The sequence below is a fragment of the Pseudomonas sp. No.21 genome (assembly GCF_054558415.1).
Genome location: NZ_BAAJNO010000006.1, coordinates 150,305 through 166,072 on the forward strand (window position 1 = coordinate 150,305; position 15,768 = coordinate 166,072).

At 69.3% G+C, this 15,768-nt stretch carries 13 protein-coding genes; 3 read left to right on the plus strand and 10 right to left on the minus strand.

Annotated features, from left to right (window positions below):
* Positions 1-301 precede the first annotated feature (301 nt).
* Genes gspD through ACYJSS_RS13815 form a run of 3 tightly spaced genes read left to right on the plus strand, consistent with a single transcriptional unit; the run spans position 302 to position 6,000 of the window.
* Complete coding sequence (gspD, locus tag ACYJSS_RS13805; protein ID WP_373875100.1) at positions 302-2,629, plus strand: type II secretion system secretin GspD; 2,328 nt, start codon at positions 302-304, stop codon at positions 2,627-2,629.
* Between the two features lie 52 nt (positions 2,630-2,681).
* On the plus strand, positions 2,682-5,486 hold the full coding sequence (locus ACYJSS_RS13810) for a M66 family metalloprotease (RefSeq protein ID WP_236204711.1): 2,805 nt from the start codon (positions 2,682-2,684) through the stop codon (positions 5,484-5,486).
* Positions 5,487-5,529: 43 nt separating this feature from the next.
* Positions 5,530-6,000: a hypothetical protein gene (locus ACYJSS_RS13815; RefSeq protein WP_236204712.1), complete on the plus strand. Its 471-nt coding sequence runs from the start codon at positions 5,530-5,532 to the stop codon at positions 5,998-6,000.
* Between the two features lie 18 nt (positions 6,001-6,018).
* On the opposite strand, the gene ACYJSS_RS13820 is transcribed toward ACYJSS_RS13815, so the two are convergent.
* From ACYJSS_RS13820 to ACYJSS_RS13865, 10 genes are all read right to left on the minus strand, one after another.
* Entirely contained in the window at positions 6,019-7,335 is a 1,317-nt protein-coding gene (locus ACYJSS_RS13820; protein WP_275672211.1) for an Nramp family divalent metal transporter, read from the minus strand.
* Between the two features lie 110 nt (positions 7,336-7,445).
* Positions 7,446-7,946: a hypothetical protein gene (locus ACYJSS_RS13825; protein WP_236204713.1), complete on the minus strand. Its 501-nt coding sequence runs from the start codon at positions 7,944-7,946 to the stop codon at positions 7,446-7,448.
* A 129-nt stretch (positions 7,947-8,075) separates the two neighbouring features.
* Positions 8,076-8,378 carry a ribbon-helix-helix domain-containing protein gene (locus ACYJSS_RS13830; RefSeq protein ID WP_111263089.1) on the minus strand — a complete coding sequence of 101 codons (303 nt, stop codon included), beginning with the start codon at positions 8,376-8,378 and terminating at the stop codon, positions 8,076-8,078.
* A 467-nt stretch (positions 8,379-8,845) separates the two neighbouring features.
* Positions 8,846-9,427, minus strand: coding sequence for a DJ-1/PfpI family protein (locus ACYJSS_RS13835; protein ID WP_111263088.1), 582 nt, complete (start codon positions 9,425-9,427; stop codon positions 8,846-8,848).
* 88 nt (positions 9,428-9,515) lie between these two features.
* The gene (locus ACYJSS_RS13840; protein WP_111263087.1) at positions 9,516-10,079 is read right to left on the minus strand and encodes a DUF2846 domain-containing protein; all 564 of its coding nucleotides are present in this window, start codon (positions 10,077-10,079) and stop codon (positions 9,516-9,518) included.
* A gap of 75 nt (positions 10,080-10,154) precedes the next feature.
* Positions 10,155-11,312 carry a phospholipase D-like domain-containing protein gene (locus ACYJSS_RS13845; protein ID WP_111263091.1) on the minus strand — a complete coding sequence of 386 codons (1,158 nt, stop codon included), beginning with the start codon at positions 11,310-11,312 and terminating at the stop codon, positions 10,155-10,157.
* Complete coding sequence (locus ACYJSS_RS13850) at positions 11,309-11,890, minus strand: YceI family protein (RefSeq protein ID WP_111263086.1); 582 nt, start codon at positions 11,888-11,890, stop codon at positions 11,309-11,311. The genes ACYJSS_RS13845 and ACYJSS_RS13850 overlap by 4 nt, the downstream gene beginning before the upstream one ends.
* Before the next feature lie 142 nt (positions 11,891-12,032).
* Positions 12,033-13,340, minus strand: a complete 1,308-nt coding sequence (locus ACYJSS_RS13855; RefSeq protein WP_236204714.1) for an OprD family outer membrane porin — start codon at positions 13,338-13,340, stop codon at positions 12,033-12,035.
* A 125-nt stretch (positions 13,341-13,465) separates the two neighbouring features.
* Positions 13,466-14,236, minus strand: coding sequence for an IclR family transcriptional regulator (locus ACYJSS_RS13860; RefSeq protein WP_236204715.1), 771 nt, complete (start codon positions 14,234-14,236; stop codon positions 13,466-13,468).
* Positions 14,237-14,430: 194 nt separating this feature from the next.
* On the minus strand, positions 14,431-15,765 hold the full coding sequence (locus tag ACYJSS_RS13865; protein ID WP_236204716.1) for a citrate-proton symporter: 1,335 nt from the start codon (positions 15,763-15,765) through the stop codon (positions 14,431-14,433).
* Positions 15,766-15,768 lie beyond the last annotated feature (3 nt).

Below are 15,768 nucleotides of genomic sequence, written 5' to 3' on the forward strand. Positions count from 1 at the left end.
CCCCGCGCCGGGCTTTTTCATGGGCGCGGATCAGCGCCAGCGTCGCTGCAGGGCGGGTTGATCCATCAGGAAACAGGGCGTCATCGCAGGGCAACGCCCGGGATTTTCCTGAATCTGCCAACCAGTCGCCCATGACCGAATGGTCAGGATAAACAGTGTGAAACCGCCCACAGTTGCAAGCGGATTTTTAGTACATGCGTGCAACTTTACTTATTCTCGCCAGTCCTTCGGCCCCGGGTAGGGCCCTCCAGAGAAAACCAGCAAGGCGCATGGATGCGCGGATGTCTGTCGAGCTTTCCAGATGCCTCGTGCCACACCCGTATTCCCGTCACTGCGCCTGGTGGCGCGCTACCTGCTGCTGACGCTGCGCACCAGGCTCCGTCATGTCGCCTGGATCGTCCTGCTGCTCTGCCCCCTGGCAATGGCGCAACCGTCCGCTGACGGCAGCGAAGAGCGTTGGACCATCAACATGCGCGATGCCGACATCCAGGACTTCACCGAACTGGTGGCCGGCATCAGCGGCCAGACGCTGGTGCTCGACCCGCGCGTCAAGGGCCGGGTCACCGTCATCTCCGAATCACCGCTGACCCTCAGCGAGGTCTACCAGCTGTTCCTCTCGGTGATGAGCACCCACGGCTACAGCGTGATCGCCCAGGGCAACCAGGCGCGCATCGTGCCCGACATCGAAGGCCGCAGCGTCGCCAACAGCCCCCTCGGCAGCGGGCCGGAAACCTTCGAGACACGCCTGATCCAGGTGCAGCAGACCCCGGTCAACGAGCTGCTGCCGATGATCCGCCCGCTGGTGCCGCAGAACGGCCACCTGGCGGCCATCCCCTCCAGCAACGCCCTGATCGTCAGCGACAAGCGCGCCAACATCGAGCGGCTGATCACCCTGATCACCCAGCTCGACCGGGCCGGCGCCGACGACAGCGTGTTCTACGACATGCAGCACGCCTGGGCCAAGGACGTGGCCGCCATGCTCCAGGAAAGCCTGCGCCGGGGTCAGGCCGTCGGCAACGGCAACGCCCAGGTGATCGCCGACCCGCGCACCAACCGCCTGCTGCTGCTGGGCCCGCCCGAAGCCCGCGAGCGCCTGCTGAAGATGGCCCGCCAGCTGGACACGGCGCCCGTGCGCTCCGCCAACACCCGGGTGGTGCGCCTGCGCCACGGCGATGCCAAGGACCTGGCCAAGACCCTCAGCGACCTGTCCGAGCAGCTGCGCGGCGCCACCTCGCCCACCACCACCCAGGCGCCGGTGCTGATCCGCGCCGACGAAGGGCTCAACGCCCTCATCCTCATGGCCGAGCCCGACATGGTCAGCCAGCTGGAGGAGCTGGTGCAGCAGCTCGACGTGCCCCGGGCCCAGGTCCTGGTGGAAGCCGCCATCGTCGAGATGTCCGGCGACGTCAGCGAAGCGCTCGGCGTGCAGTGGGCCATCGACGGCCGTTCCGACAGCGGCCCCATCGGCGGCACCAACTTCAGCAACACCGGGTTGTCGGTGGGCACCCTGCTCGGCGCCATCGAAGCCAAGACCCCGGTCAACCTGCCCGACGGCGCCATCGTCGGCATCGGCAACGACAACTTCGGCGCCCTGATCACCGCGCTGTCGGCCAGCGGCCACAGCAACCTGCTGTCCACCCCCAGCCTGCTCACCCTCGACAACCAGCAGGCCGAGATCCTCGTCGGCCAGAACGTGCCCTTCCAGACCGGCTCCTACACCACCGATGCGGCCGGGGCCAACAACCCCTTCACCACCATCGAGCGCAAGGATGTCGGCGTCACCCTCAAGGTCACCCCGCACATCAACGAAGGCGGCACCCTGCGCCTGGTGATCGAGCAGGAGATCTCCTCCATCGCCCCCAGCACCGGAGCGGCCTCGCGAGCGGTCGACCTGGTCACCAACAAACGCATGATCAAGAGCACCGTGCTGGCCGACAACGGCCAGGTCATCGTGCTCGGCGGCCTGATCCAGGACGACGTGACGCGCAGCGAGAGCAAGGTGCCGCTGCTGGGCGACGTCCCGCTGGTCGGCGGCCTGTTCCGCTCCAGCAAGGACGTCAACGTCAAGCGCAACCTCATGGTCTTCCTGCGGCCCAGGGTGGTGCGTGACGGCACACGCCTGGCCGACCTGAGCCAGGAGAAGTACCAGGACATGCGCCACCTGACCGCCGCCAAGGACACCCAGCGTGCCCTGCCGCAGGACCCGGTGCAGCTGTTCCAGCAGACGGCACCGCAAGCCCCGGCGCGAGCCACCCCGCCGCCCCCGGCAAAGCCTGAGCCGGCCACCGTCGCGCGTCCCTTTGCGGCCCCGGCGCAGGCGCCCCTGCACGCCAGCACCCAGGCCAGCGCCACCCCAGCCGCCCCCAAGGCCAGCCCGCCGCCTGCCGCCCCCAGGGTGGCGCAGCGCTACAGCATCAACCTGATCGAAGGCAGCAACGAGCAGTACATGCGCGCGCTGATGGCCCGCCACCCCGGGGAGCCCCTGCGCATCCAGCGCTCACAACGCGATGGCCGCGACTGGTACCGCATGTTCTACGGCGACTACCCCCAGGCGGACCTGGCCGAGCGCGCCCTGCACAACCTGCCTGCCACCCTGCCCAGCCACCGAGGCCAGGTGACAGCGCTGTAACGGACACACGGAACAACCACAACAACGCCGAACTGTGAACAAGCGAGGGACCATGTTGCGCAAGATCGTTCTTATCTCCGGGTTGCTGAGCCTGGCCGGCTGCCTCGATCTGGGTGGCGGCGGAGGTGGCGGGGGCAGCAGCCCAAGCCCCGGCACCGGCGGGTCCGGCAGCGTCACCACGCCGCCCGCCCAGCCGGGCACGCCGCCGGACGAGACCGCGCCCCCCGAAATACCGGTCACGCCGCCGGTGACCCCGCCCACCGAACCGCCGGTGACCCCGCCGGGCGAGCGCTTCCCCGAGCCGGATGCCGCGGTGGTCGACGAAGTGAACGCCCTCGGCTTTTACGACCAGACCGCCGACGGCCAGCCGCGCCCGGTGCGCAACGACCTCAGCGGCACCCTCGCCGCCATGCTGCAGTTCGTGCAGAGCCACTCGGTGGACCCGCAAGGCAACGAAGCGAAGAACATGCCGCGCCTGACCAGCGAGCGCGAAGCCCTGCTGCTGGTCACCCCCGCCCCGGACCAGCCCCTGCCCACATCCCTGCGCGTGCAGGTGCTGGTGGACGGCGCCCTCAAGGGCGAGTTCGCCCTGCGCCACCCCGACGAGCTCTACCGTGCCGACCGCACCGGCAGCGACGCCCGCCCCGACGTGGTGTATTCGCGCCGCGCCTGGTCCGCCGTGCTGCCCTGGGACTGGGTGGTGCCCGGCATGAGCCTGCAGCTCAGCGACGACCGGGGCCGCAGCGGCCAGCGCGCCGCCGAAGCCTTCGACTTCGCCCCGCCCGCCGAGCTGCTGGTCCAGGCCATCCGCATCGGCATGCTGACCCCCGAGGTCCCGGGCGGCCAGCACTGGTTCAACAGCCAGCCGGCCCAGGCCGCCACCGACTACTTCCAGACCGTGCCCATCGCCCGCATGGTGGCCAGCCAGTACGAGGACGTGCTGCTGCGCAAGGTGATGGTGGCCAACGGCACGATCTACGACGCCGACCTCGGCCAGGTCAGCGCCACCACCGGCGACGTCTACAGCGGCGACATGCGCGAGAACACCGCCAAGTCCACCTTCAGCACCGGCATCAACCTGGCCAACTGGGGCATCACCAGCGCCGGCATGGCCAGCCAGGAGCAACCGCAGCTGACCAACTCGGCGGTCATCCACCACGCCCGTGGCCTCTACAGCAACGGCACCGTCAACCATGGCCTCAGCGGCGGCAACGGCATCCTCACCCTGATCGACTCGGTGGGGAACGAATTCAGCCACGAGATCGGCCACCACTACGGCCTGGGCCACTACCCGGGGCAGAGCGGCGACAACTACTTCTGGTCCGGGCATCACCACGACAGCGGCTGGGGCTACATCGCCTACCGCAAGCGCATGCGCGCCAACCTGCACTGGACCCGCGCCAAGACCGGCGGCCTCAACGGCATGCCGATCTATGCCGATGCCTACAGCTTCGCCACCGACGCCATGGCCGGCGGCAACTTCGCCAGCGGCCTGTCGCGCTACACCCACTACACCGGCTACAGCACGCGGCAGAAGATCCAGCCGGCGCTGAACCGCGCCGTCTGGGCCCCCGACTCCCCCACCGGCTACCGCAAGTGGGACGCCACCAGCCGCAAGATGGAGGTGTTCCAGCCGAAGACGCCCAAGTCCAGCAACGTCTGGTACGACAGCGCCGACGGCAACTACCGCAAGCCGCGTCTGTTCGGCGTCCCGGTCATCACCCTGCTCGGCGGCTACGACCCGGAGACCGGCGCCGCCGTGCTCTACCCGGCCCTGCGCGGCAACTGGGGCCAGGTCTACGACCTGCCGCCGCCCGATGCCGCCGCCACCAGCAGGCAATGCTGGCTGGAGGTCAGCTTCGCCAACGACAGGACCCAGCGCATCGCCGTCGCCCCCACGCGCCTGGGCAGCAACGCCAACAAGCTGCACGTCAACCTGGCCCAGGCCGAACGGCCCGTCGCGGCGGCCCTGCAATGCCGCGACACGGCCGGCGCCGCCACCACCGAGCTGGCCAGCCTGATCATTCCCCAGGGGCTGCCGGCGATGGCGCCCGCCGTTATCGTCGGTCGTGACGCACGCTTCGACGCGCTGCGCGAGGTGGAACTGCCGAAGCTGGACAGTGCCCTCGCCGCCCTCGCCGGGCAGGCGGTGCCGACCCTCAAGGGCGAGGCGCGCGTGCTCTTCGACAGCTACAGCGACCGCCCCGACGGGCTCTCCGGTACGGCCCAGCAGGTTCTGCAGCGCCTCAACATGCAGCAGGCGAAGGCTCAGCGCCTGAACCGCTGGCTGGATGCCTACGGCAGCCGCCTGGCCAGCGACGCCGAGGCCGCCAAGGCGCTCGACACCCTGCTGGCCACCCTGCAACTCGACGCCACTCCGCTGCTGCCGCCGGCCCAGCCGCTGACCATGAGCAACGGCAACTGCGTGCGCATCGAACAGGTCGATGGCGCCTGGAAGCCCTACGTCGCCGCCAAGGCGCAGTGCACCGGGGCGATCGACGAGCAATGGCGGGTCGATGCCGGTGGCCGCATCCATAGCGCGGCCCAGCCGACGCAGTGCCTGACCGCCAACGGCGACATCGGCCTCAGCACCTGCGACAGCCAGGTCGACGCCCAGGCCTGGGATTTCTCCGCCCTGCCGCAACTGAAGTACGGCAACCGCTGCATGGACCTTTCCGGGGGCTACCTCACCGACGGGCGCGGCAAGCTGATCACCTATGGCTGCACCGGGGGTGGCAACCAGAAGTGGTACGGGCCGACGCTCAACGACAACGGGCTGTTCCCGTTGCTGCAGAGCCGCAACCTGAACCTGTTCATGGCCTATGCCGACCAGCGCGCCAGCCGCACCGCGCCCTAGCCCGCGCCCGGGTCGCCGCAGCCTGGTGCTGCTGGCGGCCCTGTTGGCGAGCGCCCCCGCCCTGGCGGTGCAATTGCCAAAGGCGCTGCTCGCCGAGCCCGCCACCCTGTCGCTCAAGCCCTACCCTGCGCCCCGCCCGCTGACGGGCCTCGACGGCTGGCGCCTGTACAGCGTCTTCAGCCGGGGCGACGGCCAGGGCCTGGCCTCGCTCAGCCTCGACGACGGCAGGCTGCTCAGCGTGCAGGCCGGCGCCCGGCTGCCCGATGGCACCGAGGTGCTGGCCGTGGAGCGGGATCGCCTGCTGCTGCGGCGCGGCGGCCAGGTGGGCGAGCTGGTCATCCAGGGGCTCGCACTCCGGGCCCCGGCAACGGCCATCCGCGCCGTCGACGTCGAACCCGCGACGACGGTGCCGGTGCTGCCGGCAGGCTGCGAATCCTTCGTCCAGGCCGGCGTGCCCCTGGACGAGTTGCAGGCCCTGGGCGGCTGCCCCATGGCAGTCGACTCCAGCCCCTGAAACACGCCGGCCCGCCGGTCAGGCCATCCAGAAATACAGCAACGTCAGGTTGGCCAGGGAGATCAGCCCGAACAGGCTCCAGGCGATGCTCGCCACCAGGCGGCTGTTGGCGAAGGGCCCCATCAGCCGGCGGTCGCTGGTGAAGCGGATCAACGGCCACAGGGCGAAGGGTAGTTGCAGGCTCAGTACCACCTGGCTCAGCACCAGCAGCTTGCCCACCGCACCCTCCCCCAGCCAGACCACGCCGATCAGCGCCGGCACCAGCGCCAGGGCGCGGGTGATCAGGCGCCGCTGCCAGCAGGGGATCTTCGCCTGCAGGAAGCCCTCCATCACCACCTGGCCGGCGATGGTGCCGGTGAAGGTGGAGCTCTGCCCCGCCGCCAGCAGCGCGAAGCCGAACAGGAAGCTGGCCAGTGCACCGCCCACCAGGGGGTCGAGCAGGTGGTAGGCGTCCTGGATTTCCACCACCTCGGTGTGGCCGCTGCCGTGGAAGGCCGCCGCCGCGAGGATCATGATCGCCGCGTTGACCAGCAGCGCCAGGGACAGCGAGCCGATGGTGTCGAAACGAGCGAAACGGATGGCGCTGCGCTTGCTCGCCTCGTCGTCGCCGTTGACCCGGGTCTGCACCACCGACGAATGCAGGTAGAGGTTATGCGGCATCACCGTGGCGCCGAGGATGCCGATCGCCAGGTACAGCGGCTCCTGGCTGGAGAGCACGTCCCAGGAGGGCCGCAGCCCGGCGGCGACGTCCGGCCAGTAGGGTTTGATCAGCATCAGCTCGACGAAGAAACACGCGCCGATGGTGGTGATCAACCCCAGCACGATGGCTTCCAGGCGGCGGAAGTTGGCGCCTTGCAGGGCGAGAACGATCAGCGTGTCGAAGGCGGTCAGCACCACGCCGGTGGTGATGGAGACGCCCAGCAGCAGGTGGAAGGCCAGGGCCGCGCCCAGCACCTCGGCCAGGTCGGTGGCGATGATCGACAGCTCGGCGAGCAGCCACTGCCCACGCGCCACACCGGGGCGGTAGCGCTCCCGCGAGAGCTGCGCCAGGTCACGCCCGGTGGCGATGCCCAGGCGCGAGCAGAGGCTTTGCAGCAACATGCCCGAGAAGCTCGCCAGCACCACCACGAACAGCAGCGCATAGCCGAAGCGCGAGCCCGCCTCGATGGCCGTCGCCCAGTTGCCCGGGTCCATGTAGCCCACCGACACCAGCAGGCCGGGGCCGACGAAGAGCATGAGCTTGCGCCCCAGGGACGCGTTGGCCGGCACCGCCACGCTGTGGCTGACGGCGGAGGGGCAGAACGGCGCGGTGGCCGTGGTGGGCAGCTTGTACATCGGGGACGCGCCGGGCGGAGGGAATGACGCAGCTTAAACGCCGCGAAGCCTCGCGCAAATGCCCGCGCGGTCGAGAAGGGCCAGCCCGGGTGCGGGCCGGCCCGGCAGGATCAGAGCTTGGCTTCCAGCGCCTTCTGGATCGCCTCGGCGCGGGCATCGACATCGTCGACGTTGGTGAAGGGCTTGAAGTTGAGGCTCAGCACGCCGCCGTCGAAGGCGACGCCATCGGGGTAGTTGCTGGAGGGCGCGGTGGCCTCGTCATAACGCACCACCACCTTGCTCAGCTTGGCCTTGAGCGCCTGCTTGCCCATGTCGTCCACGGCCACGGAGGCGAAGGCCTTCTCCAGCGGGGTGAAGTAGACCTGCTTCCAGAAACCGTCCTGGGTGTAGTTCTGCGCCTGGTCAGGCAGCGCGATGCTGTTCCACTGCACGTCCACCGGCACCTCGAAACCGGCGGCAGCCTGGATGGCCTTCAGTTGCTCGACGTAGGGGCCTTCCTGGTAGGCGGTGATGGCGCGGCGCTCGGCCAGGGACGGGTCGGCGAAGGCGCTGGTGCCGGCCAGCAGGCAGGCGGCGAGGAGGGAAACGGAAAAGAGGCGTTTGGCAGCCATGAAAGTAACTCCTGGGATCTGGACTCCAGCCACGACGGCGACTGGCAGGCGCGCGGCCAAGGCATCCCTGCCACGCGCGCGAACAGCCTAGACCGACCAGTCAGGGAATTCCGCCGACCGCCGCAAGTTTCAGCCAGCCCGCCGGGGCAGCAGCGCCAGGTTGGCCGGCGCGCTGCGCTGGGCCAGGTAACGGGTGCAGCTCACCCGCAGGAAGGAGGCGAAGTTCACCACCTCGCCGCGGTAGTCCATGACCTCCTCGTAGAGCTTGGTGATCAGCTGATTGGTGGTCATGCCGTCCACCTCGGCGATCTCCCGCAGGATGTCCCAGAACTGGTTCTCCAGGCGCAGCGTGGTCACCACGCCGCGGATGCGCAGTGAGCGCGAGCGGGACTCGTAGAGGATCGGGTCGGCCTTTACATAGAGTTCGCACATGGGGCGGGTTCCTTTCTCGGGTGTGCCCTGAAAACCTGCAGGGGTGGATTCATTTGAACTTGGTAAACCACATCCTTGGGACGTCGTCATGAGCCATCGGCTCTGCCTATGACGATTCGACAGGATGAACCCGTGCCGTAGGGTGTGCCGTGCGCACCTCCGCTCGGTGCTTCCGGCGAGCTCCAGGTGCGCGCAGCACACCCTACGTCCGGAGTGAGCGACCGCTGCATGCTCCGCAGTCTTATGGTTCCCACGCTCAAAGAGCCAAAAGCAAAGCCAGGTTCCAAGAGCGTGGATGTTCACTCACCAAGCGGTGCTCAGCGGCGCCATTGTGCATCGAACGCCCACATGGCACCGCACCTTACGGGATGGCACTTCGTAGGATGGCGTAGAGCGAAGCGAAACCCATCAAACGGCGCCACAGGCGGCCCCGGGAATCCAATGATCCCCGGAACGCAGGCTCGCCCTTACAGGGTGATACGGGTGCCCAGCACTTCGAGGAACTTCGCCAGCCAGGCCGGGTGCGCCGGCCAGGCGGGGGCGGTGACCAGGTTGCCGTCGACGTGGGCCTGGTCCACGGGGATGTCCACGTACTCGCCACCGGCCAGGGTCACCTCCGGGCCGCAGGCCGGGTAGGCGCTGCAGGCGCGGCCCTTGAGCACGCCGGCGGCCGCCAGCAGCTGGGCGCCGTGGCAGACGGCGGCGATGGGTTTGCCCGCAGCGTCGAAGGCCTTCACCAGTTCGATGACCCGGGCGTTCAGGCGCAGGTACTCGGGGGCGCGGCCGCCGGGGACCAGCAGGGCGTCGTAGTCCTCGGCACGGACCTTGTCGAAGTCGAAGTTCAGCGCGAAGTTGTGGCCCGGCTTCTCGCTGTAGGTCTGGTCGCCTTCGAAGTCGTGGATGGCCGTGCGCACGCTCTGGCCGGCGCGCTTGTCCGGGCACACCGCATGCACGGTGTGACCGACCATCGACAGGGCCTGGAAGGGCACCATGGTTTCGTAGTCTTCGGCGTAGTCGCCGACCAGCATCAGGATCTTCTTCGCCGCCATGGCGGGTTCCTCCGTGTGGGGCCTTCGAGGATTCAAAGGGTAGACGAAGTATCCGCCCGCCCTCCCCGCGCCGGGTAACAGGCGGCTACTACAAGTCGTCCAGCGGCTCGCCGGCGGAACCGAAGCGCTGCAGCGCGTGCACTTCGCGGGTGGCGGCGATCTCGCTGGCGCCCAGCTCGGCGCCCACCAGTTGCAGCGGGCCGTCGCCCTGGGGCGGCAGCTCGGCATTCTGCGGCGGCGGGTTCAGCTCGTCGTAGCGCAGGTAGTAAGTGGCGCCGGCAGCGGCGTCGAGGGCGAAGCTGGTGATCTCGGTGAAGTCCAGCGGGCCGCCGGCGAAGAAGGTCCAGTAGCTGCCCAGCAGCGGGCGGCGCATCTCCAGGCGGTAGCTGGCGGTCTCGAACTCCAGGGGCAGGTAGCCGTTGCTCGGCAACGCGCCGATCAGCTCGCCATTGATGAACAGGCCCGGCGCCTCCAGCTCCTGGTCGGCCCAGTCGCTGCGCGGACGATAGAGGTAGACCAGCGCATGGTCGGCATCGCTGGGCGTGCGCGCGACGAAGGCCGGCCCGTCGGTGGCGCCGAAGAAGGCCCCGGGCGTGGAGCAGCCGGAAAGCAGCAGGGCGAGGAGCGACAGGGCGGGCAGCGGACGGCGCATGGGCGCATCTCTTGTTGTGGTCGTGCGCGGGAGATTAGCCGGCGCGGGCCCGGCCGACACCCGACAAAGGTTCGGCTAGCGGCGGCGGTCCAGCAGGTTGACGGCGAGGCGGTCGAGCCAGCCCCAGAGCCGCTGGTAGAAGCGCTTGATCAACGGTCGCGCATGCCAGGCCTCGAGGGTGATCTCGCGGCTGTCGTCGAAGTCGCGGCTCAGGCTGGCGGCCACCTCGGCGGTGAAGTGCCGGTCCAGCGCCTCCAGGTTGGCTTCCAGGTTGAAGCGCAGGTTCCAGTGGTCGAAGTTGCAGGAGCCGATGCTCACCCAGTCGTCCACCAGCACCATCTTCAGGTGCAAAAAGCGCGGCTGGTACTCGAAGATGCGCAGCCCGGCGCGCAACAGGCGCGGGTAATAGCGCTGGCCGGCGAAGCGCACCGGCGGGTGGTCGGTGTTGCGGCTGGTCAGCAGCAGGCGCACGTCGACACCCCGTCGCGCGGCCTTGAGCAGTGCGCGGCGAACCTTCCAGCTGGGCAGGAAATACGGCGTGGCCAGCCAGATGCGGGTCTTGGCGTTGCGGATGCTGCGCACCAGCGACTGCACGATGTCCCAGTGCTGGCGGGCGTCGGCGTAGGCCACCCGGCCCATGCCGATGCCGGCGGACGGCAGCGGCGGCAGGCGCTCCAGGCCCGGGGCCTCGTCGGGGCGCCAGGGCCGGCGATGCAGGTTGGCCAGCCACTGGTAGTCGAAGATCAGCTTCCAGTGCACCACCAGCGGCCCCTCGATGGCGACCATCGCCTCGTGCCAGCGGCTCTCGGGCTGCTCGGGCTCCCAGAACTCGTCGGTGGAGCCGGTGCCGCCCACGTAGGCGACGCGGTCGTCCACCACCAGCACCTTGCGGTGGTCGCGGTAGAAGTTGCGCACCCCGCGCCGCCAGCGCACCGGGTTGTAGAACTGCAGCTGCACGCCGGCCAGGACCATGCGCTGGCGCAGGGCGCTGCCGAGCTTCTTGCTGCCGAAGCCGTCGAACAGGCAACGCACCTTCACCCCGCGTTGCGCCGCCAGGCACAGCGCCTCGACCAGCGCCTCGCTGCAGCGCCCGTCTTCCACCAGGTAGAGCTCCAGGGATACGTGGTGCTCGGCCCGGGCGATGTCGGTGAGCATCGCGGGGAAGAAGCTCGGCCCGTCGATCAGCAGCTCGAAGCGGTTGCCGGACTTCCAGGGGAAGATGTGGCCCATCAGCGCGCGGTGAAGATCAGCACGGCACCCACCGGCACCGAGAGGCTGATGGAGGACAGCCCGGCCATCTCGCGCAGCATGCCGAGGGACTCGGTGAGGCCGAAGTCCTCCACCTGCAGCACCAGGGGCGCCAGGGTCACCACCTGGAAGCGGCGGTCGTCCAGGCGCGTGGCCAGCAGCTCGGCCATGTACTCGTGCTCGCGGCCGTGCAGCTTCACCTTCAGCGGCAGGCGCAGCTCCAGCTGGGCGCCGGGGGCGAGGTCGGTGATGGGGCGCAGGTCGAGCTGGGCGAAGACCTCGGCCTCGGGGTTGCGCTCGATCTCGAAGAACAGGTCGCGCAGGCGCTGGTCCCGCAGCGGGATGCCGGTGCTCACCGATTCCAGTTCGACGCGCAGGTGCGCCTTGCCGCTGTCGGCGATGGTGCCGTGCAGGGTGAGGAAGCGGTGGACCTCGGAGAGGTTGCCACCCTTGGTGGAGATGAAGGAGAGGCGCGAGGACTCGTTGTCCAGGTACCAGTCGGCCTGCACCGGCAGCGCAAGGGCGCCGAGCAGGGCGGGAATGAGGGGGAATAGCTTGGCCATGCGGGCTCCTGTCGCACAATCGCGCCACCTTAAACCGGCAGTCGGTGCGCCTGCAAACCACAGGCACGGGGCGGCGAACGCTCATGGGGTCGGCGCCCGCCCCGCGAGGAGGGAGGCGGCCGGGAGGGTCCCGGCCAGCCGATCAGAAGCTATAGACGTAGTTCAGGTAAAGGCGTTCCGCATTGTGGGTGATGACGCCGGCGGGCCCCCGCGAGGGGGTGAAGCGGGTCACCCCGTCGGCGCGCCCCTTGGTGTGGAACTCGTTGTGCAGCCAGGCCAGGCTCAGGCCATCGAGCAGGCCGGCGAAGCGGTATTGCAGCACGCCCTGGAATTCCCGACGGGAGAAGCCGTCATAGCCGGCGGCATGGTCGGAGAAGGCGTAGTGGCCGTCCAGGCGCAACCCCGGCAGGCCCAGCGCCGCGAAATCGGTGCCGGCCACCAGCTTGAACATCGCCTCGCCCTCGGCACCGAACAGGTAGAACAGCTTGGCGCTGCTGTTCCAGGTGCCGTGGTCCTGGCTGAAGAAGAAGCGGTCGAAGTCATCGCCCCGCACCTGGTTCCAGGTCATGCCCAGGTAGTGATGCGGCCAGCGCATGCGCGCGGAGAGGTCCAGGTAGCGCGCCCCGTGCGACGAGGTGGCGTCGTAGAGGCCCGGCACACCGCCGTAGTCGAACAGCCGCCCGGCATCCTGCTGGGCACCGAGGGTGGCGTAGAGATCGAGCAAGCGCGCCCCGCCCAGCGCGAGGCTGCGCTCGAGCTTCGCCGAGCCGACCCGCAGGTAGTCCTCCGACTCGCCGTATTCCAGCTTCAGCGTGCCGACGCCGGGCAGTTCCAGGCCCAGGGCGAACAGGTGCAAAGCGTCGATCTTCCGACCGCGGAAGTTGGTCAGGTCGTCCGCCCAGCCCGACTCGTTGCGCGCGCTGAAGCCCTCGATGCGGCTGTAGCGCAGCTCCAGGCCGGGACGGCGGAAATCCACGTCCGCCCCCAGGGTGGAGGGCGGCAGGACGCGGCTGAAGGGGTCGTCGTAGTACTGGGCGTAGCGCCGGCTCTTCTTGCCCAGCCCCAGTTGCAGCTCGCCCGGCTCGCCGGCCAGGCGCGCGCGCAGGTAGGCCTCCACCGGCTTGGCGATGCCATGGGGGGATCGCACCGAATGGCCCGCTTCCAGGTTGCTGATGCTGGTGGCGTCGCGGCCCACGCGCAGGTCGTCGGCCAGCCCGTAGGCGTAGTCGAACCCCAGCACCTCGCGGTACCAGCCGGAGTTGAAGCCGAGCAGCGTGGCCTGCACCCATTCGTCGCGCACGGGGCCGACTTCGCCGCCGTTGCTCTCCTTCCAGTAGTACTGGCTGTAACGCACGGCGAGCTTGCTGTCTTCGAGGAAGGTGCCGCCCTGGCACAGGCCGGCGAGCGTGAGGCAGGCGAGACCCGCCAGGCCCTTTTCGAGCATGTTCATCTCATGTCCTTCTTGTTGTTCTGGATGAGGTGGATGCCGTCCGGACGGGCAGGATCCATTGTCGATCCGGGACCGGGAAGGGCAATCGAATTGGGTTCCGCCCCACGGAACGGGGCGGAGGGGCCTCAGCCGAGGCTGTGCTGCAGGTCGTCGACAGTGCCGGCGAGGTCGTCCAGGTGCCGCCGGCTGACACGCTCGACGCTGTCCTGATCCCTCGGCCAGTGCAGGGCCACACTGCCCACCAGGCGGCCCTGGCGGTGCACCGGCAGGGCCACCGCGCGGATCAGGAAAGGCAGGCGCACCGAGTATTCCCAGGAGCCTTCGATGCGCTCGCCGAAACCCTGGTCATGCGTCTGCCGATGGGCGAGCCGCAGTGTCTCGTCCGGCAGCGCGTGGCGCCTGGCGAGGCGTTGCAGCTCCTCGTCACCGAGGGTGGCAAGGCAGGCGCGCCCCATGGCGGAATCGGCGAGGCTGGCCTTCAGCCCCACCACCAGGCGATTGGTGGGGTAGCGCCGACGCAACACCTCGGGCACCGCGCTCTCCACCACGTGCAGGTCGTCCCCGTCGAAGAACGACAGGTCGGCCACCAGGCCGGTGCGCTCGGCCAGTGCGCTGAGCAGGGGCGAGGCCCGTTCCACCAGCTGGCGGGCGAAGCGCTGGTCCGGGTCGCCGAACAGGCGCTGGGCGCTGAGCCGGTAACGCCGGTCGCACAGGCCGCGATACAACCAGCCCTGCTCCAGCAGCGTATGCAACAGCCGCGAGACGGTGGCCTTGGGCAGGCCGGTCAGGTAGTGAAGCTCCTCCAGGCCGAGCGAGCCGTGCTCCCCCAGCAGCTCGACGATGGCCAGGGCACGCTCCACCGAGCGCACGGTGCCGCTTTCTTCTCTGCTGCGCATTTGCGCCTCCCCCTCGCCCGCCGAGGTCACGCCAAACTCCTGCACGCAACGGGCCCGCCTCGGCGGGCCCCGCTCGGGCCCCACCTTGCAGCGCCGGTGGGCAGCGCTGCAAGCATCGGGCCCGCCGCTCGCGGGCGAGGGGTCGCCCCCCGCAGCCTGGGCGACGCGCTCGGCCAGGGGAGGTCCGCAACGGCTCATTCGACCAGTCTCCGTGTGGCGTGGGCCAGCAGCCGGCGCCGCTCGCGACGCTCCAGCGCGGCCGGGGCCCCTTCGCGCAGGTTCCAGGCCGCGACCAGCCCGATGCCGGCGGCGAACAGGACGTAATAGGCCGGGGCGACCGGATCATCGGCGACCTGGGTCAGCCAGGTGACGATGAAGGGGGCGAAGCCGCCGAAGAGCATCACCCCCAGGTTGTTCGACAGCGCCAGGCCGGTGGAGCGCACCCCGGTGGGGAATTGCTCCGCGCCGGCGGTGGGGCCCGGCCCGTAGAGGGTGCCGATGGCGGTGCACAGCAGCAGCTGCATCACCAACAGGCGCTCCAGGCTGGGCGCTGCGGCCACCCAGGCGAACAGCGGGTAGACCAGCACGAAGAAGGCGAAGGTCCCCGCCAGCATCACCGCGCGACGGCCGAACAGGTCGGAGAGCGCTCCGGCGATGGGGATCACCAGGGTCATCAGCGCCACCGCCGCCATCTGCACCATGAACACCTGGTCCAGCGGCAGGCCGAGCTGCCTGTGCGCGAAGGTCGGCATGTTCACCAGCACCACGTAGAAGGCCACGGTGCCGCTGATGGTGTTGCCCAGGGTCACCAGCACGGCGCGCCGGTTGTCCCGCAGCATCCGCCCCAGGCTGAGGTTATCCACAGCCTGGCGGGCGCGGCTTTCGAGGAAGGCCTCGGTCTCCTCCATGTTGCGGCGCATCCACAACCCCACCGGGCCGATCAGCAGGCCGACGACGAAGGGCAGGCGCCAGCCCCAGCTGTCCAGCGCCTCGGGCGAGAGGCTGTGGGTGACCAGCGCGCCCATCCCCGAGCCGGCGAACACCGCCAGGCACTGGCCGAACAACTGCCAGGAGCCATACAGGCCACGGCGATGGGCCGGCGCGCATTCCACCAGGAAGGCCGTGGCGCTGGCGTACTCGCCGCCCGTGGCGAAGCCCTGGATCATCCGCGCGACCACGATCAGCAGCGGCGCACCCAGGCCGATGGCGGCGTAGTCCGGGGCGAAGGCGATCAGGGCGATGGAGAAGGTCATCAGCAGGATGATCAGCTGCATCGCCGCCTTGCGTCCCTTGCGGTCGGCATAGAGCCCCAGCAGCACGCCACCGACCGGGCGCATGAAGAAGCCGACGCCGAAGGTGGCCAGGGCCATCAGCAGCGAGGCGTATTCGTTATCGGAAGGGAAGAACAACCTGGCGATGATGCTCGCCAGGAAGCCGTAGACGATGAAGTCGTACCACTCGAGGGCGTTGCCGATGACGGCAGCGGTCACCTGGCGGCCGCGCGAGGCGCCGCGGGTTGGCGTGTGCATGGT

What these genes read in the sequence shown, in the direction of transcription:
- gspD (WP_373875100.1), top strand. Translation starts at nt 302, where the DNA reads ATGCCTCGTGCCACACCCGTATTCCCGTCACTGCGCCTGGTGGCGCGC.
- ACYJSS_RS13810 (WP_236204711.1), top strand. Translation starts at nt 2,682, where the DNA reads ATGTTGCGCAAGATCGTTCTTATCTCCGGGTTGCTGAGCCTGGCCGGC.
- ACYJSS_RS13820 (WP_275672211.1), bottom strand. Translation starts at nt 7,335, where the DNA reads ATGTACAAGCTGCCCACCACGGCCACCGCGCCGTTCTGCCCCTCCGCC.
- ACYJSS_RS13825 (WP_236204713.1), bottom strand. Translation starts at nt 7,946, where the DNA reads ATGGCTGCCAAACGCCTCTTTTCCGTTTCCCTCCTCGCCGCCTGCCTG.
- ACYJSS_RS13830 (WP_111263089.1), bottom strand. Translation starts at nt 8,378, where the DNA reads ATGTGCGAACTCTATGTAAAGGCCGACCCGATCCTCTACGAGTCCCGC.
- ACYJSS_RS13835 (WP_111263088.1), bottom strand. Translation starts at nt 9,427, where the DNA reads ATGGCGGCGAAGAAGATCCTGATGCTGGTCGGCGACTACGCCGAAGAC.
- ACYJSS_RS13840 (WP_111263087.1), bottom strand. Translation starts at nt 10,079, where the DNA reads ATGCGCCGTCCGCTGCCCGCCCTGTCGCTCCTCGCCCTGCTGCTTTCC.
- ACYJSS_RS13850 (WP_111263086.1), bottom strand. Translation starts at nt 11,890, where the DNA reads ATGGCCAAGCTATTCCCCCTCATTCCCGCCCTGCTCGGCGCCCTTGCG.
- ACYJSS_RS13855 (WP_236204714.1), bottom strand. Translation starts at nt 13,340, where the DNA reads ATGAACATGCTCGAAAAGGGCCTGGCGGGTCTCGCCTGCCTCACGCTC.
- ACYJSS_RS13860 (WP_236204715.1), bottom strand. Translation starts at nt 14,236, where the DNA reads ATGCGCAGCAGAGAAGAAAGCGGCACCGTGCGCTCGGTGGAGCGTGCC.
- ACYJSS_RS13865 (WP_236204716.1), bottom strand. Translation starts at nt 15,765, where the DNA reads ATGCACACGCCAACCCGCGGCGCCTCGCGCGGCCGCCAGGTGACCGCT.